The following is a 24,883-nucleotide window of genomic DNA, read 5'->3' on the forward strand; positions in this document are numbered from 1 at the left end:
CAATAAGTTGGACAGTTTGATTAAGTGGTTTTTAAGGACTGATTTCTGTACTGTACAGGACTCAGTCCTTTTAGTTTCACCTTGATTCGATCATGGTTGTAATAGTGGATGTATTTTTTCACGACTTGTTCCAGTTCATCAATGGATTTAAATTCTTCTCCATAAAAACACTCTGATTTCAGTATTCCAAAGAAGCTTTCCATAGAGGCATTGTCTAAACAATTTCCTTTACGTGACATACTTTGTGTTAAGCCATTCTGTTTCAATTGTTCTTGATAATAATGCATTTGGTTTTGCCATCCCTGATCTGAATGGATCATCGGTTTGTCATCAGGTTTTAGTTTATCTATAGCCTTCTTGAGCATATCTTTCACCAATCCAAATACTGGTCTGCGTTGAATATGGAAAGCTATGATTTCGCCATTAAATAAATCCATGACTGGTGATAGATAAAGCTTCTCACCTCGAACATTGAACTCAGTCACATCAGTTACCCATTTCTGGTTGGGCTGTTCTGCCTTAAATTGACGTTGTAATACATTGTCTGCAATCTTGCCCACTTGTCCTTTGTAAGAGCGATATTTCGTGGCTCTGATACGTGATTTAAGTTGCATAGACTGCATCAATCGTTGAACACACTTATGATTGATCACCAAACCTAAATTCCTCAAGGCAAGGGTAATCCTACGATAACCATATCTTCCTTTATGCTGATGATAGATTACCCTGATTTTCTTTTTCAAATCATAATCTTGATCTTCATGTTTATATATTTGCACATGGTAATAGTAAGTACTGCGTGGCATCTTGGCTGCATGTAATAAATGCTTTAATGGATAGGTTTGCCTTAATCCTGATATAAGTCCTGCAAGCGCTGCTGTTCGGCAGCTTCTTTTGCTTCCTGTTCCAGCCTTAAGGCTTTCAGCTTTTTTAAAAAGGCATTCTCTGCACGTAAATATGCTAATTCTTCGAGTAACTCTTTTTGGGTTTTATCTTGGTCTGCCTTAGAGAGTTTGATCGGTTTAGGCATAAGTTTGGTTCGCCCTTTAGGCTTCGGTTTTAAGCCATCTATACCTTGCTCTCGATATTGGCGCAACCAATTAAATATCTGTGAGGGGCTTTTAAGGTCGAATTTAATCATTGCTTCCCGAGCGGATAAACCATCTGTTTGAACCGACTCTATCACTGCCAGTTTAATTTCAAGAGAAAGTACCCGATGTCTTTGTTTTTCAGAAAAAGCTGCTTCACCGTTTTTATTATATTGAGCTACCCATTGGCGAACGAGACTTTGGTCAATATTAAAAAACTTAGAGGTTGTTGGATAACCATAACCTGATAAGTAATGTTGAACAACTTTCAGTTTTAATGCTTTGTTGTATTTAGCCATTAAAAAGCACCCTTCAAATTAGACTAAGAGTGTCCAACTTTCGGGGTGCAGTTCATAAAGAGGGATTTTTAATAAATGCCCTGACCTAGAATTGCGTCAGCCACTTTTACAAATCCAGCAATGTTGGCACCATCCACATAATTGATGCTTCCATCTTCCTGCGTACCATATTTCACACAGTTGCGATGGATTTCTTTCATGATCGCATGCAGGCGCTCATCCACTTCCTCAAACGACCAACCCAAACGATTGGCGTTCTGCGACATTTCTAGACCCGATGTTGCCACACCACCCGCGTTAGAGGCTTTACCTGGTGCATAGAGGATTTTTGCCTCAACAAACTTCTCTACCGCATCCAGTGTCGATGGCATATTCGCGCCTTCAGCCACACAGATGACCCCGTTAGCCAAAAGAATTTCAGCATCTTCACCATTCAGCTCATTTTGTGTCGCACATGGCAAGGCGATGTCCGCAGGGATATGCCAAGGCGTTTTGCCCTCAAAATATTCAAGACCATGTTTAGAGGCAAACTCTGAAATACGGCCACGCTTTACGTTTTTCAGTTCCATCACTTCATCCAGAAGTGCCTTGCTAAAACCATTTTTCAAATAGACCGTACCATTTGAATCAGACAGGGTCACCACTTTTGCACCCAGGAACATGGCCTTTTCTGCTGCGTATTGCGCCACATTGCCTGAACCAGAAATGGAAACGGTTTTACCCGCAAAACTGTCACCCCGTGTTTTCAGCATTTCTTCGGCAAAGTAAACCGTACCGTAACCCGTTGCTTCTGGACGTGCCAATGAACCACCAAATGAAATACCCTTACCAGTAAATACACATGAGGTGTCATTGCTTAGTTTTTTCATCATGCCCGTCATATAACCAACTTCACGACCACCCACCCCAATATCACCTGCTGGAATGTCCGTGTTCGATCCTAAATGACGGTACAGCTCAAGCATCAGTGCCTGACAGAAACGCATAATCTCGGCATCCGACTTGCCCTTAGGGTCAAAGTCAGAACCACCCTTGCCTCCACCCATTGGCAGTGTGGTCAATGCATTTTTAAAGGTTTGCTCAAATCCCAGAAATTTCAAGATAGACAGGTTCACTGAAGGGTGAAAACGCATCCCCCCTTTAAATGGGCCAATTGCCGAGTTGTATTGCACACGAAACGCGCGGTTCACATGGGTTTCGCCCTGATCATCCATCCATGAAACACGGAACTGAATCACTCGCTCAGGTTCAACCAGACGCTCCAATAGACCATACTGGGCATATTTAGGATTCTTCTCAATGAAAGGCCATAAACTCATCATTACCTCTTCCACAGCTTGTAAAAACTCTGGTTGATGTGGATCACGAGCTTTAACATAATCCAGGAAGTCGCTTAGGCTACTGTATTTCAATGTTTGACCCTCAAGTCGAATGATTCATAAAAGTGCAAAAAATGCACCAAAATAGTTTAACGCACCTATTTAATACTTATTTTTTTTAATTCACAATATTTTTTTCAATCATATTATTTTAAACAATTACAAATCAAATATTTAATCTATAAAAATAACGAATATTCCCCAAAAAAATACCATGTATCATTTTAGTGCATAATTTAATATATTAAATAATTTCAATTAATTAAACAAAATAGTAAAAATATGAATCTATTTAATATTGCCTAATTTAAGTGCAGTATACGCACCATTTCTTATCAACACCCAACAACTTAATCCAACTTCCGTTTAGCATCGACTGCCGCCAATATCTGCCATTTTTTGTTATACTGTTCATTCCCGTTTTTGCTTCCCTGTTGTTATGTCCCTGTCACCACAACATTCCCTCATTGTCCAGATAGACCAGCTTTTACCACAGACACAGTGTGGTTTATGCGGGCATCGTGATGGATGTTTACCTTACGCACGATCCATTGCCGAGGGTGAGGATGCGAATAAATGCGTTCCTGGTGGACAGCCTGTTGCGGATGCGCTTGCTGCACTGTTAGAGCGCCCACAATTGACTGCCGAACCAAGTGTCTGGGAAATACAGGCAGATGGTCGCCCACAGCAAATGAAAGCGGTGATCCGTGAAGATGAATGTATCGGCTGTACCAAATGTATCAGCGCCTGTCCTGTGGATGCCATCATCGGAAGTGGTAAACTCATGCACACGGTTCTGGCCGATTTATGTACGGGCTGTGAACTATGCATCCCACCTTGTCCAGTCGATTGCATTGACCTGGTGGCCGACGTCAAGCCATTGCCAGACCAAGAACAACGCTTAAAGGAACAGGATGAATTAAGGCACCGTTACTATGCCCATATCCAGCGTGAAGAAAAGCGCCGCCTGAACCGTAAAGGGCCGATTGTACGCGCTGAAATTGATACCGAACTGTTTGCCCAGTTCTCCCAAACACTCAATAATGTGCCTGTGATTACACTGACAGACAAGCCGAAAGAAAGTGTGCCACTTGATGCAAAAACCACGATTGAACTCGCTAAAATCCGCACCCAGATCAAGAAGCTGGAGAAACAGTTGAGTGTACGTGCAGATGAGCAAAAACAGGCACAACTGCTTGACTTACAACAACGTTTAAATGAATTGCAGGAAGTCTAGATGCCCGTTAAAAATATGACCAAAAAGCAAATTCAGGTTTTCTTTGAACGCTTGCGTGAGCAACGGCCCGATCCCCGTACAGAACTGAACTATTCATCGCCATTTGAGCTGCTGATTGCGGTCATGCTTTCGGCACAGGCAACCGATGTCAGCGTCAACAAGGCAACCGACAAGCTTTATCCTGTGGCAAATACAGCTCAGGCCATCCTTGATCTTGGTGTTGACGGGCTAAAAGCATATATCAAGACCATTGGACTCTATAATGCCAAGGCTGAAAATGTGATTAAAACCTGCCAGATTTTGGTTGATCAATATCAGGGACAAGTACCTGAAACACGTCAACAGCTTGAAGCGCTGCCAGGTGTGGGTCGCAAAACAGCAAATGTGGTGCTGAATACCGCATTTGGACAGCCGACTATGGCGGTGGACACCCATATTTTTCGAGTGGGAAATCGTACAGGTTTAGCCGTTGGAAAGAATGTGTTAGAGGTTGAGCATCGTCTGGTTAAGGTGATCCCGAAAGAATTCATTCTGGATGCCCATCACTGGCTCATCCTGCATGGCCGTTATTGCTGTATCGCCCGTAAGCCGAAATGTTTTGAATGTGTGGTTGCAGATGTCTGTAACTGGCCTGACCGCTTTGAGTTTGGTGCAAGCAAGACCATTGCCATTGCAACAAAAGACCTCAGTTAATCCTGAGGTTTTTTATCCTGCCGCAATTTTGGATGTAGCTGACGCGATTTTCCATTCTGCCGATTTTCCAGTGCCTGCTGTTTTTGCACATGGCGCAGCATTTTTTGGCTCTGGTACGCCAGAAACAAGAGTAAAGCCAAACTTAAGATCACAACCAAAATAAGAACCACTTTTAGCACAAGCTTTCTCCCAAATAAAAAGAGCCCTATTCAGAGCCCTTTCATCATTCGCAATTCAGGTTATTTATCCAGGATCGCAAACAGGTCTTTTTGTACATCGTCGATGGCACGCAGACCATTCAACTTATCATAAGTCGGTGCATTCTCACCAGAAGCGGCACGCCCCTGATAGAAACCAACCAGTTGCTCAGTTTCGCTATGGTAAGACGCAAGACGCTTACGAATGGTCTCTTCCTGATCATCTGGACGCTGTACAAGTTCCTCACCTGTTTCGTCATCCTTACCTTCCACTTTTGGCGGATTGTAAACCAGGTGGTAAACACGACCAGACGCTGGGTGCTGACGACGACCGGAAAGACGCTGAACGATTTCTTCGTCAGGCACATCAATTTCGATCACATGGTCAATGCTGATACCCGCAGTTTCCAGAGCCTCAGCCTGTGGAATTGTGCGTGGGAAACCGTCAAAAATACAACCATTTTCACAGTCAGGCTGGGCAATACGCTCCTTGACCAAACCAATAATCAATTCGTCTGAAACCAAACCACCTGACTCCATGACGCTTTTCGCCTTTAAGCCTAGTTCAGTACCTTCACGAATTGCAGCGCGGAGCATATCACCGGTTGAAATTTGTGGGACATTGTAGCGCTTACAGATCAACTGAGCTTGAGTACCTTTGCCTGCCCCAGGTGGTCCGAGTAAAATAATGCGCATAAAGAACATCCTCATTTAAAAACAATAAATCTTAAATTGAGCAATATCATACAGCCTTATTGCCCAACCAACATCAAATTAATTATAAGAAAGCAACAAATAAGTGAATTAAACCAGCAAAGAAACCAGTTACACCACCCAGTACAATCAAGATCCACTCATCTTCCTGAAACGCAGGACGCAATAAATTCTGGAATTCTTTCGGCGTTAGTTCACGGATACGGTCCCTAAACATTTGAAAGATTTTTTGTGCGCGGCTGGCATTCAAGGCTGGGTCACATACAGGTCCCATGGTAATTTCAATTGAGCGATCAATCAAGTCGGTCTTGAGTCTAGCATATTCCCTAGGGCCAAGTGAAAGCTGCAATGATGTACGCACCAGTGGCGTTTCCATAATTTCATTGATATGGCGCTTGACAATACGGCGGGTCTTGTCCTTTTTACTGCCATACATCATTTCAGTCATGATGGATTTTAGGGTAATCAGGTCCTCGGTCACCACACTGGCAAACACATCAGAAACCTCTTCCTGACGCTTCATGAACGCACCCTGAACATTATAGGTGCCAATCTTCAACACAGGCACAATCCACGGGAACTTACGGTCTTTGGTTAAACGGAAAATCTGTGGATAGCGGATATAATGGGGTTCGATTGGGTTGAACACCATCCAGATCGCAATCCAGTTGGTCAGGAAGCCCCAGATGGCAGCCCAGAACGGAACAGTCCAGTGCCAAGGCACCACAAACCAGACAATCATCTGGAACACACCAAAGAACATTCCAATCAGCGCACTGATATGCCAAATAAAGTTGATTTCCTTTTGCCCCACTTTCAGGAACATCCGCACCATCAAACGGCGGTCACCCTCCATCTGGCTCACCACCATTTCACGCATGTCAACCAGTGACTCAACATTCATGGTCAGCTCAGTCACCAGTTCCCTTAATGTATTGGGTAACTGTTTATGCGCCTGTGCATAAATACGGCGCTTGATTGAATAAGGCAGGTTTTCCCACAACACCGCATTACGGTCAATCATGACCTCATCAATCAGGTGTTCAAGTTCAAAACCAACCTGCTCACCAATGATGTTTGCCATGTCCTCAGGGTCCATTGCTTCCAGAAACTCTCGCAATGAACCTAATTTTGATAGGGTATTGTCAGTAATGATGCCTGAAATACGTCCTGCTTTACGAGGCACAATCCCTTGCCAACCTACAGGTAATGGTCCTAAATGGAATCCCCAGAAATTAATTGGGTAAAACACCATTTTCAAAGCCATCCACACGTGTGCCCATGTTACAAAGGCAGTCACTGGAATGATACTTAGGACTGCCAGATGGTCAGGTCGATTTAAGAAAATCTGCCACAATTCATTGACGTAATCAAACATGCATGACTCTCAAAGTTATTGATACATTATGGCTTATAAAAGATGAACGCCTGCCCTCTCCTACAAACCAAAACTTAAGGTGTATGAAAACTGAAGCACAGGTTCTGCTTTTTTAACAGTCTTCCCATCTGCCCCCTCCAATGGTTCACGTACGCCCGCACCAACACTGAATGTGCTAATCCGTTCATTATTCAACCACACAAAGGCCATATCAGCCCCCACACCCAAATTCGCCTTTACTTTTCCACCATAATTCTTGCTGTCCAGATGACCTGCATACAGCCCAACGTAATATCCGTTTTTATCTGTGCCTGTCAGGTAATATGGATAACGGAAGCCAACCTGGCCGCCCGCCTCATTGTCATCGTTTAAAAACGCACCCGCTTTCGCATAGGCAATCCCATATGGATTTACCCATTCAAGGTTGGCGTGTAATAATTTTTTGGTTACACCAGCCCCGATATTCCAGGTTGAAACTTTTGCATCCTTTAGTTTAGGTTCAGGCTTAAATGGATTTTCCTCAGCGTGAACCAAACCAGTAGATGTTAAAACCGCCAGCAAAAGGTAAATTCTTTTCATTATTTTCTCCACTTTCCCTAAGAGTGTGTCCTATTTCAAACAGTTTGTGACTTTAACAGAATTATTTTGCTTCTAATATACAAGACCATACAATTTTAATGTCTGCAAAGTCAAAAACTGTCGCACCGCATTTGCATGAAGTACTGAAAATTCTACAGTATGATCATTCAACTTACGTTAAAATAGCCAACCGCTCCATTCTTTTATTTTGTAATTAAGTCGACACCGTATGAAACAGCACTTTCCTTTAAAAAACATGCAACAAGAAAAGCGCATTTACAAGGGTCGAATCTTTTTTGCAATCTTTATTGTCGTGACCTGTCTGCTCATCCTGATCTGCCGCTATGCCTATTTGCAGATTGTGCACTATGACGACTTCACCACCGCCTCCGACAAGAACCGAATCCGCCTGCAACCACTGGCCCCTGCCCGTGGTTATATTTATGACCGCAATGGCGTACTTTTGGCCGACAACTATCCCGTGTTTACCGCCACGCTCAGCCGTGCAGATGTCAGTGATATAGATGACACAATCAACCGCCTGATTCCTGTACTGGGCCTGACGGAAGAAGATGTGGAACGCTTTAAGAGTCGGGTGAAAACGGCACGGAAAACTGAGCGGATTGCCATCAAGCTAAACCTGAATGAAGCGGATATTGCAAAATTCAGTGAAGTGAAATACGCCTTTCCTGGGGTAAAGATTGAAACGCAAATGACCCGCTATTATCCACATGGGGAGCTTTTCGCGCATGTGCTGGGTTATGTGGGCCGTATTAATGATAAAGAACTGAAATCCATTGACAAGGATTTATACGCAGGCACCAACCTGATTGGTAAAATCGGGGTGGAGAAAAGCTACGAAGAATTATTGCATGGCACTCCAGGCTATGAATCGGTAGAGGCCGATGCGCATGGCAATATCCTGCGTAATCTGGGACGACAGGCACCGATTCGTGGCAATGACCTGTATTTGTCGATTGACTATGGCCTCCAGATGGTCGCGGCACAACAGTTGGCTGATCGCCGTGGGGCAATTGTGGCCATGGACCCACGTACGGGTGAAATTCTGGCACTGGTTTCCAGTCCCAGCTTCAATCCCAATTTATTCGTAACGGGCATTAGTTCGAAAGACTATAGTGGTTTACGCGATAATTTAGACCAGCCACTTTATAACCGTGCGGTTCAGGGTGCCTATCCTCCTGGTTCAACCATTAAACCAATGTTTGGGCTGGGTGGGATTCATTATGGTCTAGTTGACTGGGGAACGGCTATTTCCGACCCAGGCTATTTCAACTTACCTGGTGACAGCCACCGCTTCCGTGACCATAAGAAAACGGGACATGGTGCGGTCAACCTGCATAAGGCCGAAGTGGTCTCCTGTGACACCTATTTCTATATCCTGTCCTACCGCATGGGCATTGAGAAAATGAATGACTGGATGCGCCAGTTTGGTTTCGGGGAAAAGACAGGTGTTGACCTGCCAAGTGAAAGCAGCGGCTTATATCCAAGCCCTGAATGGAAAATGCGTACCCGCAAATCCAAGTGGCTAAAAGGTGAAACCATTTCGGTCAGTATTGGTCAGGGTGCATTTACCGCAACACCATTACAACTGGCTATGGCAGTTGCCATTACCGCCAACAAGGGATCGCATGTGACTCCCCACGTGTTACGGGACAATAAGGGTGCAAAAAAATTCACGGTGCACAATGCCCCTGATGGCAAAATCCAATTTAATGGTACGGAACAGGACTGGCTAAATATGCACGCAGCCATGATTGACGTCATCCAAACAGGAACAGGTCGAGGCATTAAAGGTGGCCTACAATATTCAATTGCTGGAAAAACAGGTACAGCCCAAGTCAAGAGTATTGCACAGGGCAAACGCTACAATGAAGCGGCCTTGTCCTCAAGACAGTGGGACCACGGTCTATTTGTCGGCTTTGCACCAGCGGATAACCCTGAGATTGCGATTGCCGTGGTATGGGAAAATGGTAAGCATGGTGGTTCCGCAGCGCAACTGGCGCGCCCAGTTTTCGATTACTGGCTGGTGACACGCAACAAGAATCCGCTGCGCCCTGCAAACCATCAGGTGAGTGGGGGGTTAATGACCGCAGGCATCAAGCCAGGCGAATTGCCAAGCGGCAATACCACTGCACCGACAACGGCGCAAACCTCACTGCCAATACCACCTACGGTGACACCTGCCCCAGCCGTTACACCGCCACCGCAGCCAGCCGATGGAATCACTGAATAATGAAGAACCAATTACGCATTATTGGGGGTGAATGGAAACGACGTTCCCTGCCCTTTGCCAGTATTGAGGGTTTAAGGCCAACACCTGACCGTGTCCGTGAGACCTTGTTCAACTGGCTGATGTGGGATATTCAGAATGCACAGGTGCTGGACCTATGCAGTGGTTCGGGTGCCCTCGGTTTTGAGGCACTCTCGCGCGGCGCTGCAAAAGTGGTCATGATTGAACCCAACCCAACCCAGGCACGTTTCTTAAAGGATAATATCCAGTTATTGAAAGCAGAAAATTGCCAGTTGATGATCTCAACCGCGCAGCAGGCATTAGTGAAATTACACAGTGGCTTTGATGTAGTGTTTCTTGATCCACCCTATAGCCTTGATTTATGGCAAGAGCTTGCCCAGTTGGCTGAACCATTGATTAGACCGAACGCCTATATTTATGTTGAGGCAGACCGTGACCTGTCACAGCTAAAACTTCCAGCCAGTTGGCAAAAAATCAAGGAAACCAAGGCAGGTATGGTACGTGCAGGTTTATATCAAAAGATGGCCTAAAATATTCGCAACCAGAAAAAGCGAACCAACTGCCCCCGATCAAATGGAAAGCTGGACAAGTACTCATAGCCAATTCGGTTGGTTGGATTGAGTTGATAAATGATGCCATATCCCAATGAAACTGAAAAATCATCCAGAGATAAGTTACTGGTGTCGCCTGTCAGCATCTTATGGTTAAACTGGTTGGTTTGATAGGCGGTATAGTTATAAACACGCCAGCGCTCACCCTGAAAAAACAGGTTATGCAGAATTGAATAATCTGTTTTCTCTTGCTGTGGATAGGCTGAGTCAAACATTTCTTCAGTATCATCATTGACCGCTGTAAAAAAATTATAGTCTCCTGCATGGCAGATACAGGAGAAACATAAGATAAAACAGGATAAAAGTGCTGATTGACTACACATAGCATGTTGAATTAATTCGATGAAAAATGAGCATAACCTGTTCCAGAAAGTTTAAGCAAATGGAACACACTCATTCACATCCGTTTTTTCCGCCCTGCGTATCTTCACATTCTGCTCCTCAAACTGATTGTTATATAAATTTTTCATTTTTGTTTTCTCAATTATATTACATGATTAAAATCAAATATATAGACAAAAATATGCGTTTCATCTCAAAACTGGATTTTATGCCACACTATTGAAGTAATTTAATTGCTTATGTTAGACATAATTAATTTATTTCCAGAATAAATTCTATATACAATAACAATCTTTAAAAATTTTTATTCTAAATATCATGAAGATCTTATTCGTGCTGATTGTGATTGCCCAATTAACAGGATGTGTATTTGGACAATCAAGTGAAGTTAAACGTGCTGAAAAAATTTTGCAGCGTTTCCAGTGTAACAACGTGGAGACCAGTCAGCTTGCGACTTCTTCCATTACCAATTTTTATCAACAGACACTTGCCGCAAACAAGGACAAAGCCAGCACCTATATTGAACAGTATAAAAATGGTGAGGATCTGTTTGACATTCCACTCGATGAAGTTGTACAACAAAAGTACCAGCTCTATCTTCAGGCTTGTCAGGCGCTTGGCGGTGTTGCAGCATCACCTTTAATACCAGATTCAACTGAACAATGATAAATCACCCTGCCTGATGATTTTTTCTTCTCGGATGCAGCATGATTGAAAAACAACTTGGCTTAAAACATTATATTGCGCTTGGGATCATCGCCCTTGCCGTAGGAATTGCCAGCATCCAGCCACTTGAGTTTGAGTCTTATTTACTGCATCAGGTGGGCACCGTGTTTATGCTGGTTGTGCTGATCATCAGCATGAAAAAAATAGGCATCTGTTTTTCCAGTTTTTGTTTATATCTGCTTTTTCTATTCATCCATATTGTTGCGGCCCATTATCTCTATTCCTATGTACCCTACAATGACTGGTTAAAGTCCCTGTTTCATTTTGACCTGAATCAAGTTATGGGCTGGTCTCGCAACATGTATGATCGACTGGTGCATTTTGCTTATGGATTATTGCTTTACCCATTTTTTCTCCGTTGTTTTCAGGTCTGGTTTCCCACAGCAAAACCACTGACATTATTCCTGCTGGTGATCCAGTTTGTGATGGCTTCCAGTATGGTTTATGAGTTGCTCGAATGGGGACTATCCATTGGTTTATCGCCTGAAGATGCGGAAAACTATAATGGACAGCAGGGAGATATGTGGGATGCACATAAGGATATGTTGCTGGCAACTATTGGGGCCATCATTACAGGGCTGATCTATTTAAGTGGAAACAAAAGAAAAGCACCTTAAACAGGTGCTTTTCTTTGATCAGGACAAATTGATTAAAACTTAGGGTCACGCATCTGAACCAACGTACTGTTTGCCTTGGCGAGGCCATCAGCGATTTTACCCATCACCGTTGGAATCAGGGTCTCAGCCATTTGTGCCGCCTGCAAACCCAGTTTTTCACCAAATGTAGGGCGTTTGCGGGTATTGATCACATAGACATCATGTTGTGACAAAAGACTCAGTAAATATTCATCCGAGGTCTGTAATTTATCCACCAGATTTAATTCACGTGCATCTTCACCATACCAGTGCTCACCTGTTGCAACCTTTTCAACGTTGAGTTGTGGGCGGTATTTTTCAATAAAGTGCTTAAACAGCACGTGTGTCTGCTGCAATTCCTCTTCAAACTTGGCCTTACCCTCAGCAGTATTTTCACCAAACATGGTTACGGTGCGTTTATATTGACCAGCGGTGTACAGTTCAAAGTCCACATTATGCTGTTTCAATAAACGGTTAAAGTTCGGTACCTGTGCAACCACGCCAATTGAACCCACCACGGCAAACGGTGCTGAAACAATTTCATTGGCAATACATGCCATCATGTAACCGCCACTGGCAGCAACCTTATCAACACAAATCGTCACATGAAAACCCGCATCACGTAAACGAACCAATTGAGCCGCAGCCAAACCATAGCCATGCACCATTCCACCTGGACTTTCCAGACGCACAATCACACGGTCATGTCCAGCTTTGGCGGTTGCCAGAATCAGGGTAATCTCTTCACGCAGGGTATCGACCGCAGAGGCCTGAATATCACCCTTAAAGTCTAAAACAAAGATTTTCTGGTCATTTTTCTTACGAATCTTGGCTTCTTTGGCAAGCTGCTGAACCAGTTGTAATAATTCCAAACGGGATGCTGTTGTTTGCGCAATTTTTTTTCTTTGTTCATTCACACGCGCATTTAAATGGCTAATACGAATTTCAGCAGGAAATTTAGGTAAATGGAATAACATAAAGTAAGTGCTCTTGAGTTCGTCTTTATGCCTCTAAGATGTGGTCTGTTCAATAAAAATTCAATAGCGTTTTTGCAAAATAGATTCATTTTCATCTGTATCATAAAAAAAGAGCCCGTAGGCCCTTTGATATATGCAGTATAGAATCAACCAAAACGGCCTGTAATATAAGCTTCTGTCAATTGATGATCAGGCTGGGTAAACACTTTTTCAGTCGAGTTGACTTCAATCAGGTCACCCAAATGGAAGTATGCGGTACGGTCAGACACACGCGCCGCCTGTTGCATTGAGTGGGTCACGATTGCAATGGTATATTGCTCAGACAGTTCAGAAATCAGTTCTTCAATCTTCGCCGTCGCAATCGGGTCCAATGCTGAACAAGGTTCATCCATCAGGATCACTTCTGGGCTGACCGCAATGGTACGCGCAATACATAAACGCTGTTGCTGGCCGCCAGACAAACCTGTTCCTGGCTGGCTTAATCGGTCTTTCACCTCATCCCACAGACCTGCTTTACGCAGACTGTTTTCAACAATTTCTTCCAGATCATATTTGTCACGTGCCAAGCCATGCAATTTCGGGCCATAGGCAACATTGTCAAAAATTGATTTTGGAAATGGGTTTGGCTTCTGGAACACCATCCCTACTTGTGCACGCAGCAATACCACGTCAAGGTTAGGATCATAGATGTCCTGATTATCCAGTGTCACCTTACCTGTCACACGACAGCTATCAATGGTGTCGTTCATACGGTTTAAGGTACGCAGGAATGTTGATTTACCACAACCCGATGGACCAATAAACGCAATCACTTCATTTTGGTAAATATCCAGGTCAATGCCTTTGATCGCTTCAGTTTCACCATAATAAACATGAACATCCTTGGTACTGATTTTCACTTCACTGTTTTTTGGCTTTTTACCTGAAGAAGCCGTTTCAAACTGAGAGACAAATGCAGTACTTGATTGCTGAACTTGCGCTTCAGATGACGTAAATTCTGTTTGTTGTGGATTCACTGATTTATCCTTTTCTACGGCGTTCATAATATCAATCGTATTCATTGTACTCTCCTCAATTACCAACGCACTTCAAATTTCTTACGGAGCCAGATTGCAAGGCTGTTTAAACCAATCATGAGGGCAAGCAACACAATAATCGCTGCTGCGGTACGCCCTTCAAAGAAGTTGCGCAACTCATTACCCTGCCATAAATACACCTGTACTGGCAATGCGGTTGCCTGATCCAATGGTGTGGTCGGAACGCTGGCAACAAAAGCACTCATACCAATCAACAATAATGGTGCTGTTTCGCCCAACGCATGTGCAATCCCAATGATTGCGCCAGTCATAATCCCTGGCAATGCAAGTGGCAATACATGATGAAAAACGGTTTGAACTTTTGATGCGCCCAGACCCAGAGCGGCCTGACGAATCGATGGTGGCACCGCTTTTAATGAGGCGCGCGTGGTAATAATCACGGTAGGCAAGGTCATAAGACTCAGTACCAAACCACCCACCAACGGTGCAGATAAAGGCAACTGCATCCAGCCAATAAAGATTGCCGCACCCAGCAGACCAAACACAATCGATGGAACTGCTGCCAGGTTGTTGATGTTCACTTCAATGATGTCGGTCATCATGTTCTTTGGCGCGAACTCTTCAAGATAGATTGCACTCGCCACCCCAATTGGAATCGAGATGATGATGACTATCAGCATCATGAACAATGAACCCATGAATGCCCCAGCCAAACCACTGGTCGCAGGTGAACTGCGTGAATCTGGGCTAAAGAACAGATTGGTATTGAACGTATTGGCAATAATCCCCTCTGCCTTTAACTTATCTGCAAGCTGGCGCACTTCTGGATCAAGCTGTTGCTGGTCATCAGGCAAGTTACGATCAATATTTCCAGCCAGCCAGACATCCACATTGGCATCGGCCAGGAACTTAATCTCCTGCTTACTTCCAATCAGGGCTGGATTTGCCAACACCATGTCACGTAAACGATAGGCCTCAGAACTGGTGTACAAACCATTTAAATAATCACGCTGATCTTCAAGCGATTTATCTTTGGACACGATGCCATTCACGATCAAGGCATCCCAGTCCACCATACCCATTTCAGTTTGCCAGGCCACCATACGCTCTTCAAAGTGCGCGGGGGTTTCACCTGCCGTCTGCTTTGGTTTTGCACCAACATTAATAATGGCTGGGTCAAAATAAACTGGAACAGTCATGCTGCTTTGCCAGAAAGATGGCAGACCTTTTGCCAGAATACTACCAAACAGCAAGGCAACAAATGCAAGGCCAATCACCACTGCCGAGAAGCCAGCAAAACGGAACGCTTTCTCTTTACGATGACGCTTTGCCAAAGAACTTTGGATTTTTCTTTTGCGCTGTTCACGTTGTTCAGCAGCCACTTGTGGATCAAATACGTTCTGATCCAGAGGAGATGTATTTGATGAACTCATTCGTATTGCTCACGATATTTGCGCACGATGTACAGTGCAATAATGTTTAAACCCAAAGTGATCACAAACAAGGTTAAACCAAGGGCAAATGCCACCAATGCCTGTGGACTGGCAAAATCAGTATCACTGGTTAACTGTTTCACAATGGTCACAGTAACGGTTGAAACGGCTTCAAATGGATTGGCATGCAGCAATGGACTGTTCCCTGCGGCCAGCACCACAATCATGGTTTCACCCACCGCACGGGACACCGCAAGCAGGAAAGCACCTGTAATCCCTGGCAATGCGGCTGGCAGTACCACCTGACGGATGGTTTCCGACTTGGTTGCGCCCAACCCCAAAGAACCATCACGCAAGGCACGCGGAACCTGGGTAATGATGTCATCTGAAAGTGATGAAACGAATGGGATGATCATGATTCCCATCACAAAACCTGCCGTTAAGGCACTGGTCGCATTGATATCAATCCCCACACTCTCACCGACCATCTTGAAAAATGGTCCAATGATCATCAAGGCAAATACACCATAAACAATGGTTGGAATACCCGCCAATACTTCAATGGTTGGCTTGGCCCAGGAACGTAGGCGTTGTGATGCATATTCAGCCAGATAAATTGCTATCAGCAAACCAATCGGTACAGCAACCAGCAATGCAATACCACTCACCATTAAAGTGCCCCAAAGCAACGGTAAAATGCCGTAGCTTCCCTCTGCATTTCCTGTGGTACTAAAACCAGGGTTCCACTCTGTTCCGAAAAAGAAATCCACTGGACTCACAAAATGGAAAAAGTGCAAAGCTTCTTTCAGCATCGAGAGCACAATACCAATTGTGGTCAGAATCGCGACACCTGAACACAGGATCAAGCCAACATTAATTGCTTTCTCAACGGTATTACGGGCACGGTATTGCTGGGTCACATGACGTTTTGCCCATACCAGACCTGCCAAAGCCGCGCTGATCACAACCGCCAGTTTTGCAAAGGAACCAATGGTCTGGAATTTTGAAAGCTGTTGTGCTGCTGCAACTTCATAAGCTGCTGGTTGATCGGTTACCCCAAAACCCGATGCAATTGCCTGCACACGGTCAATCAACACATCACGCCCTGCCGCATCCATCGTTGCACTGGCAGAGGCTGGAATATTATTAAAGATAATATGCTGTAGCACACTTGGCTCAACCAAGTTCCAAATGATCAAAATTAAAAAAGCAGGAACACCACACCACAAAGCCACCAACGCCCCATAATACACTGGACGAGAATGGAGTGTTGCCGAGTTACTTCCCTTACCTGCCAGATTACGGCTTTTGCTCAGCCCAATTTGATATGCGATTGCCACAAGGGCCAATAACACACCGATAAGTAGCAGATTCATGTAATCTCCACTGTTTTCTCAATTTTCATGATTTGAAAAAACCTAGCTAGATAAAAAGGCTGATGATCACAAGTTTCACCAGCCTCCCTTTTCACAATATTATTTTACTGATTTGCCAGCTTTAAAATCAGCCAGAATTTTCGCACGCTCTTTGTCGCTTAAAGGAATCAGGCCAGCTTTTTCCAGTTTAGAACCTTTACCAGAAATTTTCTTGTTAAGGAAAAACTCTGGATACTGAGCTAAACCTTTGATTGATTTTAAGTGTTCGCCTTTCACGTAGAAGAACAATGGACGAGAAACAAGGTAGCTACCGTCCAGCACGGTTTTTTCTGATGGCGTTACACCATTTACAGTCGCTACACGCAACTTGTCACGGTTTGAGTCATAGAAGCCCAGACCAAACACGCCAACCGCATTTGGCGAGGTTTTCAAGCGAGCCAATGTTTCAGTATAATCACCTGCCACTTCAATGACTTTTCCATCTTTACGGAAGCTTGAACATGCTTTCTTCTGTTCGTCTTTATCAAGGTTCTTGAAGTAATCAAATGATTCACAACCTGCATCAATCATTTTTTCCTGGAACACTTCACGTGTACCATGGTTAGATGCAGGAATCACCAAAGTGATTGCCTCATTCGGTAATGATGGGTCAATCTGGTTCCATGTTGTGTATGGGTTTGGAACCAATTTACCATTTGATGGAAGTTGTGCCGCAAGTGCAGTAAACACGTGCACAGGTTTTAATTTATACGCCGCTTTTTTTACGTTTGACGCGAAAACAATCCCGTCATAACCAACCTTGATTTCCTGCACCTGATTTACACCAGCTTTTTTACACGCATCAAGTTCAGTATCCTTGATTTTACGTGAAGCATTGGCGATGTCGATGGTGTTGTCACCCACACCTTGACAGAATTGTTTCAAGCCACCGCCTGTACCGCCTGAACCGACAACAGGTGCCTTGAATTGTGGGAAAGTATTACCAAACTCTTCAGCAACAATACTTGCAAACGGCAATACAGTTGATGAACCAGCAATCTGGATGGTGTCACGAGCTGCATTTGCAGCCGTTGCTACAGTTGCCCCAGATATAGCGAATGCAATTGCGATATGACGTGGATTTAAGCGCATTATGTGTTCTCTCATTTATGCAATTTAATTTACAACGCTTGTTACTTGAAGTGTTGTACTTTGGTTAATTGCATTTTGAGCAGATAATATGACAATTAGGTGACAACTTTATGACGCTTTTATGATGTTAATGATTGTAAGCCAGACAAGAGTTTTATTGACTATTTTTTAATCCATCACCTACAATTTTATAATCACCTTGTGTCTAATGATTTATATCAAAACGATTAAAAACAACCCATTACAGATCGAATATAAAAAAAGACCGCCTAAGCGATCTTTTCTTCATACATAAAGAGGATTAATCAATCGGCGGTGTATAGGTACCATCTGCAATCGAATCCTTAATACGATCAGCCTCTGCCAACACAAGTGCAAGCAAGTTTTGAACGTTTTCAAGCGTTGCAACTGGGCTTAAAGTGGTCATCTTCAATGATTGAACATTACCCACTTTGGTTACACCAATATTCGCTTCACCACGCGCAAACAATTCATCTGCCACGTTTTGGTTCAAGCTATCGATAAATTCAGCAGGATAACTTTCTGGCACCACACGGAACAATACAGAAGCAAATTGTGGCTCAACCAATAACTCAAGACCATCAGTTGCCTTGATATAGTCAGCAACTTCACGTGTTAATTTCACACCATGATCAATCATTGAACCATAAAGCTCTTCGCCCAATGCCTCAACCGTCATCCATAATTTCAATGCATCAAAACGACGGGTCGTTTGTAATGACTTAGACACAAGGTTAGGTACACCATGTTCTTCATCATAGGCAGAGTTTAAGTACTCTGCTTCATAATGCATAAAGCGATAGTTGGCTTCGTCTTTCAACAGGAAAGCGCCACAGCTAATGCTTTGGAAATAATGCTTATGGAAGTCAAGCGTAATGGAATCTGATAATTCAATACCATCTAACATTGCACGATGGTCATTGGAAAGAATCAGTGCACCACCCCAAGCCGCATCAATATGCATCCATGAACCATACTTGGTGGTAATTTCACGGATTTTCTTGAGCGGATCAATCGCACCCGCATCGGTTGTACCTGCTGTCGCTACCACACATGCTACGATTTTGCCTTCAGCCTGAAGATGCGCCATAGTTTTTTCTAGCGCATCCACATCCATCTGTGCATTTTCATTCACAGGAACAGTGACAACAGACTGGAAACCCATCCCCATCATTGCCATGTTCTTTTGCACAGAGAAATGTGCATTTTCAGAACAGATGACTTTGACGTTTTTCATTGCTTCCGCTGGGATCCCATCACGCTGAACCGACCACGGCTTGCCGTTTTCGTCTTGCCAGTTTTTCGAGATGCACCAGTCACGCGCCAGTAACACACCCATCAGGTTTGATTGTGTTCCACCTGAAGTGAATACACCTGCTTGACCTGCGCCATAGCCCACTTTTTGGCGTAGCCAATCAATAAGCTGAACTTCCATCAATGAACCCGCTGGGCTTTGATCCCATGAATCCATAGATTGGTTCGTTGCATTGATTAACACTTCCGCAATTTGGCTCATCACCATGGTTGGGCAATGCAAATGTGCAAGTGAGTGTGGATGATGTACTTTCAGGCTTTTATTGAGAAAAAGCTCAACCATACGTTGTAATGATTGCTGTACACCCAAACCTTCTTTTGATGGATGAAAGGAAATTGCGGCACGCAAGTCCTTAATGCTTCCACCTGTGTACATTTTGTCATTTTGCAACCATGCTGAAACGGCCTTAACCGCTTCGCCCATTGCTGCCTGATAGTCAGCAATGGATTGTGCATCATTGCAGAGTAACGCTTTACGATGTTCTGCAAAATCAACCATGAATTAGCCTCGTACCGCTTTCAATGCTTCAGCAACCGCTTTCTTGAAGCGTGCAATAACTTCAACACATTCATCCTGATTGATGATCAATGGGCAAAGTAAACGGATCACCGTACCGTTACGACCACCTTTCTCAAGCAGTAACTTGTTGTTGAAACAAGCCGTTTGAATCGCAGCTGCCAATTGCGCATCCGCTGGCAGAGAACCCATATGGTCTGCTGGTTTGCGTTCATCAACGATCTCAACACCGATCATCAGGCCACGACCACGCACATTGCCGATACATGGGAATTCCTGTGCCAGTTTCTTGAACTCAGCCTGTAGGAAATCACCACGCTGTTGCGCATTTTGAGCAAGATTCTGTTCAGTAATGGTTTTTAACACCACCAAACCAGTACCCATTGCCAACTGGTTACCACGGAACGTACCCGTGTGACCTGCTGGTTGCCAGGCATCGAACTTACGCTTAATACCCAATACAGCAAGTGGTAAACCACCACCCACCGCTTTAGACATCACCACAACATCTGGCTCGATTCCAGCATGTTCAAAGGCAAACATTTTACCTGAACGTGCAAAACCAGCCTGGACTTCGTCCAGAATTAAAACGATGTTGTGCTTTTCAGTCACTTCACGGATTTTTTGCAACCATTTTACTGGTGCAGTCACCACACCACCTTCACCCTGAATCGCTTCAAGAATAACAGCAGCTGGTTTGGTCACACCACTTTCAACATCTTCGATAAAGTTTTCGAAGAAGTAGGTTAAGGCATCTACACCTGCCTCACCACCCAGACCCAGTGGACAACGGTATTCATGCGGATATGGCATAAACTGTACGCCTGGCATTAAGCCATTTACCGCATTCTTCGCAGACAGGTTACCTGTCATTGCCAGTGAACCATGTGTCATCCCATGGTAACCACCAGAGAAACTGATCACTGAGCTACGACCTGTATAGGTTTTTGCCAGTTTGATGGCTGCCTCAGTTGCATCTGCACCAGATGGACCACAGAACTGTAGGCAATATTCTTCTTTACCGCCTGGCAAATAAGCCAAAAGCGCCTCAGTAAACGCATCTTTTAAAGGAGTCGTTAAGTCTAAAGTATGCAATGGCAAACCACTTGCCAATGTGTCCTGAATACTTTGAATCACCGCAGGATGATTATGACCTAAAGCCAATGTCCCTGCCCCAGCTAAACAATCGAGGTACTGTGTACCTTCAACATCAGTAACCCAGCAGCCTTGTGCTTTCGCTATCGCTAACGGTAATTTACGTGGATAACTACGAACATTCGATTCCATCTGACTTTGGCGAGTCAAATAATATTCGTTGGTTGCATCAGCGGCAGGGTTTACGGAAGTAACGCTCATATCGAATTACCATCTCTGATATGGGTAAAAGAAATAAGTCTGGTGACTTGCGGTCGTTTGACTCGGTGCTTTTTAGAATCTAGTGCAGACACAATGTTTTATATCTTTCAACTAGGTGCGAGATGATACCTAATTTTCAAAGAAAATAAACACTTTTTATGCCCGACATTCATCTAATCTTATTGAAAAAATACTTCTTTCCAATAACTATGATGAATTATCATCATACTATGTGACAAGTGAAAGAAAGTATGCTTTTTTTATTTGCAGTTTGTATTTTAGATAAATGGTCAAACACTTTTACCTAATCCACTATTTTTAATCATTTTTTGGTTTATTTTTCTGTTGCAAAACCTCCTTAATCCATTACAAAGACACCACAAAATATGCAGAAGTTTCCCATCACTTCTTTTTAAGATCAAAGCTGTGAAAAATAATTTTTTAATCCTCATTTTCAGGAAAATTTTATGCGTACTTTAGCACTTGTTACCATGATGGTCGGCGCGGCCCTTAGCCCCTCCCTTTTTGCCCATGACACCGAGAACCTGAACTACAATATTGTCAATATTCAGGCCGATGCGTCACGTCAGGTGGCCAATGATGAAATGCGTGCAGTTCTCTATATTGAGAAAAGCCATAAGCAGCCCGCTGAGCTTTCCAACCAGATTAATCAACTGATGAATCAGGCACAGGCGATTTCGCGTAAATATTCACAAGTTAAAGTCGAAACAGGTGCGCAAAGTACCTACCCTGTTTATGACAATGACAGTAGCAAGTTAAAGGAATGGCGTGCCCGTGCTGAAATTCAGCTTGAAAGTAAGGACTTTAAAGCGGCAAGCCAGTTGATTAGCGAGTTGCAGCAAAGCTTCCAGACCCAATCCATCAATTTCACCGTGTCAGATGAACAGCGTAAGAAAGTTGAAAATGAGTTAATGATTGAGGCCTCTAAAAACTTCCAGCAACGTGCACAAGCAATTACGCAGGCATGGAATAAAACCCAATATAATCTGGTCAGTTTAAACCTGAATACCAGCAACTACTTCCCACAACCGATGATGCGTGGTGGCATGGCAAAATTTGCAATGGCGGAAGCTGCAGCTGCGCAGGACATGGCGGCGGGTGAATCAAAAATCACGGTTAGCGCCAATGGATCGATTCAGTTTAAATAAATATCCAGAATCAGGAAAAGGCATGCAATATGCCTTTTTCTGTATCAATTTACACCTAAATTCTGCAAGGAATCCCAGGCTGCTTTTGCCAGCATATCCCGATAGACTTTAGGTGTGGTGTCCACTTTGCCAGATAACCAGGCCCGACAATAACTTTCAGTTGCCCCAATCACCAGTGACATCATGAGTTCTGCTGGAACTGATTTTAATAAGGCGGCATCGGCATAGCTTGAAATATGGCTGACTATTTTTTGATTTCTTGCTTTATTCTTTTCATTCAATGTCTGTCGGTACTCACCCTGCATCACACTAAAATGGGCGAGCACCAGGAACTGGGCAAACTTTGGCTGCTCAGACACCCAATCGGCATAAGCATAGATCAAGGCATACAAAAACTCTTGTAAAGATTGTGTCTCCTGTAAATACTGCTCCCGTAATTGTGCCTGATCATCCAGCGCGGCAAAAACCAGCGCAGCAATGATTCCATCCTTATTGTTAAAATGATGGTAAATCGCCCCCACGCTACTCCCCGATTTTTCCCGAATCATTTCAATGCTGGTTGTCTCCAGACCATATTCCAGAAAGCAGGACAATGCATCCAATAAGATCTGTCGTTTTAGTAATGATCTACGTTGTGGGTATAAACGTTCCAATAATTGCTGAGCTGCCTGCATAGTTCAATCAGATTTATCAATGGTCGGAACTATTGTGTATGACTTGACCACAACCTGCAAACAGAATTATATTCTGTAAAAGAATTTAATTCTGTTAATGGAAATCTTAAAATGGCTTCAACTTTAGAGTTATGGAATAAAGTCTCTGCCTTACCTGCTGGCAAATGGACATTCACACGTATGCTGTGCCTAAAAGCCCCTTATTTCGGCAGCATTTCGCCCTTATTTGAGGAGCTAAAACCCAATTCCTGTAAAATCTCAATCAGGAAAAAACGTGCTGTACTGAATCATATTGGTACGGTTCATGCGATTGCGATGTGCAATATGGCTGAACTGGCAGGCGGCACCATGACTGAAGTCACGGTTCCCTCTAGCCATCGCTGGATTCCCAAAGGCATGACTGTTGAATATTTAAAGAAAGCGGAAACTGATCTGGTCGCAATCGCCACACCAGTGGACAGTCATTATGATTGGGAAAAGGCAGGCGAGTATCTGGTTAATGTCGATATATTAGATCAGCACAATGATAAAGTTTTCCGTGCAACCATCACCATGTGGATTTCGAAAAAGAAGAAGTAAAAATAAAAAAGCCCTGAATCCAATCTATTCAGGGCTTTTATCTTACTTTAAAGCTTACTTTTTAAAAGGCAGCGCATATTTAAAAATACGTCCGACCACTTCACCAAACTGTTTTACAAAACTCGCATTATTGTAGTTTAGACCATACTTTTCACACACGGCCTGTACTTTCGGTGCAATTTGGCGATAACGGCGTGCAGGAATATCTGGGAACAAATGATGCTCAATCTGATGGCTGAGATGCCCTGTCAGAATATGGAATGCCTCGGACCCCGTTAAATTGGATGAACCACGAATCTGGCGCATGTACCAATGCCCACGACTTTCATCTTGCAGCACTGTTTTAGGGAATACTTCTGCATCTTTGGTAAAGTGACCACAGAAAATAATGCTGAATGTCCAGATATTACGGATGCCATTGGCAACAAGATTTCCTGTAAACACAGGAATGGCTGATGGCCCTGCAATCAATGGGAAAAATACATAATCCTTAAACAGTTGCTTGGCGATTTTCTTCTGTACAGGATTCCACTCCTGCTTAAACTCTGCCATCGTTTTACGCTTATACACCACCTTGCCCAGCTCCAGATTCTGGATGGCGACCCCCCATTGAAACAATAGGCTAAATGGCAAAATGTATAGCGGTTGTATGACCGAAAACCTGGTCCAGCGTTGTTCAGGAAACAGGCGAAATACGCCATAACCAACATCATCATCCATGCCTTTAACATTGGTATAGGTATGGTGCTTATAGTTATGGGTTTGTCGCCAGTTATCCGATGTGCCAACCGTATCCCACTCATAGGTTTGACCGTTAAATTTAGGGTCATTCATCCAGTCATACTGCCCATGCATGACATTATGGCCCAATTCCATATTTTCCATGATTTTGGCAAAGCCTAATAATCCTGTTCCCAATAGCCATGCAGGCGGAAACCATCCAGCAAACAGTAAGGCACGACCTAGAAAGCTACTATAGCGGATTGACGAATAAACACGGCGAATGTATTTGGCATCTTTTTCGCCCAAATCGTCCAGCACCTCCTGCTTGATTTGATCCAGTTCCCTGGCAAAAGCAGCCAGTTCGGCTTCAGTTAAATTACGATTTTTAGGATTTTGAAAAAATTGATATTTTACAGGCATATTCAT

24 protein-coding genes are annotated in these 24,883 nt (G+C 43.7%); 8 read left to right on the forward strand and 16 right to left on the reverse strand.

From position 1 onward, the window contains the following. Window positions 1-20: 20 nt before the first annotated feature. Both QLH32_RS05800 and gdhA read right to left on the reverse strand, forming a co-directional pair. Window positions 21-1,387 (reverse strand): IS3 family transposase gene (locus tag QLH32_RS05800; RefSeq protein ID WP_432442302.1). Its coding sequence is split into 2 segments (ribosomal slippage): window positions 21-934 and window positions 934-1,387, totalling 1,368 coding nucleotides; the frame shifts between segments, so codons are not numbered across the junction. 68 nt (window positions 1,388-1,455) lie between these two features. Beyond that, complete coding sequence (gene gdhA / locus QLH32_RS05805; RefSeq protein ID WP_432442309.1) at window positions 1,456-2,823, reverse strand: NADP-specific glutamate dehydrogenase; 1,368 nt, start codon at window positions 2,821-2,823, stop codon at window positions 1,456-1,458. 337 nt (window positions 2,824-3,160) lie between these two features. On the opposite strand from gdhA, the gene QLH32_RS05810 reads away from it, so the two are divergent. Then, window positions 3,161-4,003 carry an RnfABCDGE type electron transport complex subunit B gene (locus QLH32_RS05810; protein WP_283269291.1) on the forward strand — a complete coding sequence of 281 codons (843 nt, stop codon included), beginning with the start codon at window positions 3,161-3,163 and terminating at the stop codon, window positions 4,001-4,003. Next, window positions 4,004-4,696 (forward strand): endonuclease III, encoded by a 693-nt coding sequence (gene nth / locus QLH32_RS05815; RefSeq protein WP_283268606.1) that lies wholly within the window; start codon window positions 4,004-4,006, stop codon window positions 4,694-4,696. It abuts the gene before it with no gap. Here the strand turns inward: nth and QLH32_RS05820 are convergent. The 4 genes from QLH32_RS05820 to QLH32_RS05835 form a co-directional block, all read right to left on the reverse strand. Next, on the reverse strand, window positions 4,693-4,875 hold the full coding sequence (locus tag QLH32_RS05820) for a hypothetical protein (protein WP_004681311.1): 183 nt from the start codon (window positions 4,873-4,875) through the stop codon (window positions 4,693-4,695). The two genes, nth and QLH32_RS05820, sit on opposite strands and share 4 nt — an antisense overlap. 60 nt (window positions 4,876-4,935) lie before the next feature. Next, the gene (gene adk, locus QLH32_RS05825) at window positions 4,936-5,589 is read right to left on the reverse strand and encodes an adenylate kinase (RefSeq protein ID WP_267980963.1); all 654 of its coding nucleotides are present in this window, start codon (window positions 5,587-5,589) and stop codon (window positions 4,936-4,938) included. An 82-nt stretch (window positions 5,590-5,671) separates the two neighbouring features. Then, entirely contained in the window at window positions 5,672-6,985 is a 1,314-nt protein-coding gene (locus QLH32_RS05830; protein ID WP_283268608.1) for a DUF445 domain-containing protein, read from the reverse strand. Window positions 6,986-7,045: 60 nt separating this feature from the next. Then, window positions 7,046-7,564: a hypothetical protein gene (locus QLH32_RS05835; RefSeq protein WP_283268609.1), complete on the reverse strand. Its 519-nt coding sequence runs from the start codon at window positions 7,562-7,564 to the stop codon at window positions 7,046-7,048. A gap of 229 nt (window positions 7,565-7,793) precedes the next feature. Between QLH32_RS05835 and mrdA the strand changes: the two genes are divergently transcribed. Together mrdA and rsmD are read left to right on the forward strand one after the other, a co-directional pair. Beyond that, entirely contained in the window at window positions 7,794-9,818 is a 2,025-nt protein-coding gene (gene mrdA, locus QLH32_RS05840) for a penicillin-binding protein 2 (protein ID WP_283268610.1), read from the forward strand. Next, window positions 9,818-10,366 (forward strand): 16S rRNA (guanine(966)-N(2))-methyltransferase RsmD, encoded by a 549-nt coding sequence (rsmD, locus tag QLH32_RS05845; RefSeq protein ID WP_283268611.1) that lies wholly within the window; start codon window positions 9,818-9,820, stop codon window positions 10,364-10,366. Before mrdA ends, rsmD begins: the two co-directional genes overlap by 1 nt. Here the strand turns inward: rsmD and QLH32_RS05850 are convergent. Next, on the reverse strand, window positions 10,363-10,770 hold the full coding sequence (locus QLH32_RS05850; protein WP_283268612.1) for a hypothetical protein: 408 nt from the start codon (window positions 10,768-10,770) through the stop codon (window positions 10,363-10,365). The genes rsmD and QLH32_RS05850 overlap by 4 nt on opposite strands. Before the next feature lie 337 nt (window positions 10,771-11,107). On the opposite strand from QLH32_RS05850, the gene QLH32_RS05855 reads away from it, so the two are divergent. Together QLH32_RS05855 and QLH32_RS05860 are read left to right on the forward strand one after the other, a co-directional pair. After that, entirely contained in the window at window positions 11,108-11,455 is a 348-nt protein-coding gene (locus tag QLH32_RS05855; protein ID WP_283268613.1) for a hypothetical protein, read from the forward strand. A gap of 41 nt (window positions 11,456-11,496) precedes the next feature. After that, window positions 11,497-12,132, forward strand: a complete 636-nt coding sequence (locus tag QLH32_RS05860) for a DUF2238 domain-containing protein (protein ID WP_283268614.1) — start codon at window positions 11,497-11,499, stop codon at window positions 12,130-12,132. A 32-nt stretch (window positions 12,133-12,164) separates the two neighbouring features. Here QLH32_RS05860 and sohB read toward each other — a convergent pair whose 3' ends face one another. From sohB to QLH32_RS05895, 7 genes are all read right to left on the reverse strand, one after another. Then, entirely contained in the window at window positions 12,165-13,127 is a 963-nt protein-coding gene (sohB, locus tag QLH32_RS05865; RefSeq protein WP_283268615.1) for a protease SohB, read from the reverse strand. A 146-nt stretch (window positions 13,128-13,273) separates the two neighbouring features. Next, window positions 13,274-14,188 carry a phosphate ABC transporter ATP-binding protein PstB gene (gene pstB / locus QLH32_RS05870; RefSeq protein WP_283268617.1) on the reverse strand — a complete coding sequence of 305 codons (915 nt, stop codon included), beginning with the start codon at window positions 14,186-14,188 and terminating at the stop codon, window positions 13,274-13,276. Window positions 14,189-14,202: 14 nt separating this feature from the next. Then, window positions 14,203-15,597, reverse strand: coding sequence for a phosphate ABC transporter permease PstA (pstA, locus tag QLH32_RS05875; RefSeq protein ID WP_283268618.1), 1,395 nt, complete (start codon window positions 15,595-15,597; stop codon window positions 14,203-14,205). Continuing rightward, window positions 15,594-16,973, reverse strand: a complete 1,380-nt coding sequence (gene pstC, locus QLH32_RS05880; RefSeq protein WP_283268619.1) for a phosphate ABC transporter permease subunit PstC — start codon at window positions 16,971-16,973, stop codon at window positions 15,594-15,596. The genes pstA and pstC overlap by 4 nt, the downstream gene beginning before the upstream one ends. A 99-nt stretch (window positions 16,974-17,072) precedes the next feature. After that, window positions 17,073-18,104 (reverse strand): substrate-binding domain-containing protein, encoded by a 1,032-nt coding sequence (locus tag QLH32_RS05885; protein WP_283268620.1) that lies wholly within the window; start codon window positions 18,102-18,104, stop codon window positions 17,073-17,075. A gap of 301 nt (window positions 18,105-18,405) precedes the next feature. Further along, the gene (locus QLH32_RS05890) at window positions 18,406-19,938 is read right to left on the reverse strand and encodes a pyridoxal phosphate-dependent decarboxylase family protein (RefSeq protein ID WP_283268622.1); all 1,533 of its coding nucleotides are present in this window, start codon (window positions 19,936-19,938) and stop codon (window positions 18,406-18,408) included. 3 nt (window positions 19,939-19,941) lie between these two features. Next, window positions 19,942-21,312, reverse strand: a complete 1,371-nt coding sequence (locus QLH32_RS05895; RefSeq protein WP_267980979.1) for a diaminobutyrate--2-oxoglutarate transaminase — start codon at window positions 21,310-21,312, stop codon at window positions 19,942-19,944. Window positions 21,313-21,779: 467 nt separating this feature from the next. Between QLH32_RS05895 and QLH32_RS05900 the strand changes: the two genes are divergently transcribed. Then, entirely contained in the window at window positions 21,780-22,481 is a 702-nt protein-coding gene (locus QLH32_RS05900) for an SIMPL domain-containing protein (RefSeq protein ID WP_283268624.1), read from the forward strand. A 44-nt stretch (window positions 22,482-22,525) separates the two neighbouring features. Here QLH32_RS05900 and QLH32_RS05905 read toward each other — a convergent pair whose 3' ends face one another. Next, window positions 22,526-23,155: a TetR/AcrR family transcriptional regulator gene (locus QLH32_RS05905; RefSeq protein ID WP_283268625.1), complete on the reverse strand. Its 630-nt coding sequence runs from the start codon at window positions 23,153-23,155 to the stop codon at window positions 22,526-22,528. A gap of 111 nt (window positions 23,156-23,266) precedes the next feature. Between QLH32_RS05905 and QLH32_RS05910 the strand changes: the two genes are divergently transcribed. Further along, window positions 23,267-23,734, forward strand: coding sequence for a hotdog fold domain-containing protein (locus tag QLH32_RS05910; RefSeq protein ID WP_279959264.1), 468 nt, complete (start codon window positions 23,267-23,269; stop codon window positions 23,732-23,734). A 54-nt stretch (window positions 23,735-23,788) separates the two neighbouring features. Here QLH32_RS05910 and QLH32_RS05915 read toward each other — a convergent pair whose 3' ends face one another. Beyond that, window positions 23,789-24,883, reverse strand: coding sequence for a fatty acid desaturase family protein (locus tag QLH32_RS05915; RefSeq protein ID WP_283268627.1), 1,095 nt, complete (start codon window positions 24,881-24,883; stop codon window positions 23,789-23,791).

The organism is Acinetobacter corruptisaponis, from assembly GCF_030053775.1.
In the GTDB taxonomy this organism is placed as follows: Bacteria; Pseudomonadota; Gammaproteobacteria; order Pseudomonadales; family Moraxellaceae; genus Acinetobacter; species Acinetobacter corruptisaponis.

What these genes read in the sequence shown, in the direction of transcription:
- nth (WP_283268606.1), top strand. Translation starts at nt 4,004, where the DNA reads ATGCCCGTTAAAAATATGACCAAAAAGCAAATTCAGGTTTTCTTTGAA.
- adk (WP_267980963.1), bottom strand. Translation starts at nt 5,589, where the DNA reads ATGCGCATTATTTTACTCGGACCACCTGGGGCAGGCAAAGGTACTCAA.
- QLH32_RS05830 (WP_283268608.1), bottom strand. Translation starts at nt 6,985, where the DNA reads ATGTTTGATTACGTCAATGAATTGTGGCAGATTTTCTTAAATCGACCT.
- QLH32_RS05835 (WP_283268609.1), bottom strand. Translation starts at nt 7,564, where the DNA reads ATGAAAAGAATTTACCTTTTGCTGGCGGTTTTAACATCTACTGGTTTG.
- mrdA (WP_283268610.1), top strand. Translation starts at nt 7,794, where the DNA reads ATGAAACAGCACTTTCCTTTAAAAAACATGCAACAAGAAAAGCGCATT.
- rsmD (WP_283268611.1), top strand. Translation starts at nt 9,818, where the DNA reads ATGAAGAACCAATTACGCATTATTGGGGGTGAATGGAAACGACGTTCC.
- QLH32_RS05850 (WP_283268612.1), bottom strand. Translation starts at nt 10,770, where the DNA reads ATGTGTAGTCAATCAGCACTTTTATCCTGTTTTATCTTATGTTTCTCC.
- QLH32_RS05855 (WP_283268613.1), top strand. Translation starts at nt 11,108, where the DNA reads ATGAAGATCTTATTCGTGCTGATTGTGATTGCCCAATTAACAGGATGT.
- QLH32_RS05860 (WP_283268614.1), top strand. Translation starts at nt 11,497, where the DNA reads ATGATTGAAAAACAACTTGGCTTAAAACATTATATTGCGCTTGGGATC.
- sohB (WP_283268615.1), bottom strand. Translation starts at nt 13,127, where the DNA reads ATGTTATTCCATTTACCTAAATTTCCTGCTGAAATTCGTATTAGCCAT.
- pstB (WP_283268617.1), bottom strand. Translation starts at nt 14,188, where the DNA reads ATGAATACGATTGATATTATGAACGCCGTAGAAAAGGATAAATCAGTG.
- pstA (WP_283268618.1), bottom strand. Translation starts at nt 15,597, where the DNA reads ATGAGTTCATCAAATACATCTCCTCTGGATCAGAACGTATTTGATCCA.
- pstC (WP_283268619.1), bottom strand. Translation starts at nt 16,973, where the DNA reads ATGAATCTGCTACTTATCGGTGTGTTATTGGCCCTTGTGGCAATCGCA.
- QLH32_RS05885 (WP_283268620.1), bottom strand. Translation starts at nt 18,104, where the DNA reads ATGCGCTTAAATCCACGTCATATCGCAATTGCATTCGCTATATCTGGG.
- QLH32_RS05890 (WP_283268622.1), bottom strand. Translation starts at nt 19,938, where the DNA reads ATGGTTGATTTTGCAGAACATCGTAAAGCGTTACTCTGCAATGATGCA.
- QLH32_RS05895 (WP_267980979.1), bottom strand. Translation starts at nt 21,312, where the DNA reads ATGAGCGTTACTTCCGTAAACCCTGCCGCTGATGCAACCAACGAATAT.
- QLH32_RS05900 (WP_283268624.1), top strand. Translation starts at nt 21,780, where the DNA reads ATGCGTACTTTAGCACTTGTTACCATGATGGTCGGCGCGGCCCTTAGC.
- QLH32_RS05905 (WP_283268625.1), bottom strand. Translation starts at nt 23,155, where the DNA reads ATGCAGGCAGCTCAGCAATTATTGGAACGTTTATACCCACAACGTAGA.
- QLH32_RS05910 (WP_279959264.1), top strand. Translation starts at nt 23,267, where the DNA reads ATGGCTTCAACTTTAGAGTTATGGAATAAAGTCTCTGCCTTACCTGCT.
- QLH32_RS05915 (WP_283268627.1), bottom strand. Translation starts at nt 24,883, where the DNA reads ATGAATATGCCTGTAAAATATCAATTTTTTCAAAATCCTAAAAATCGT.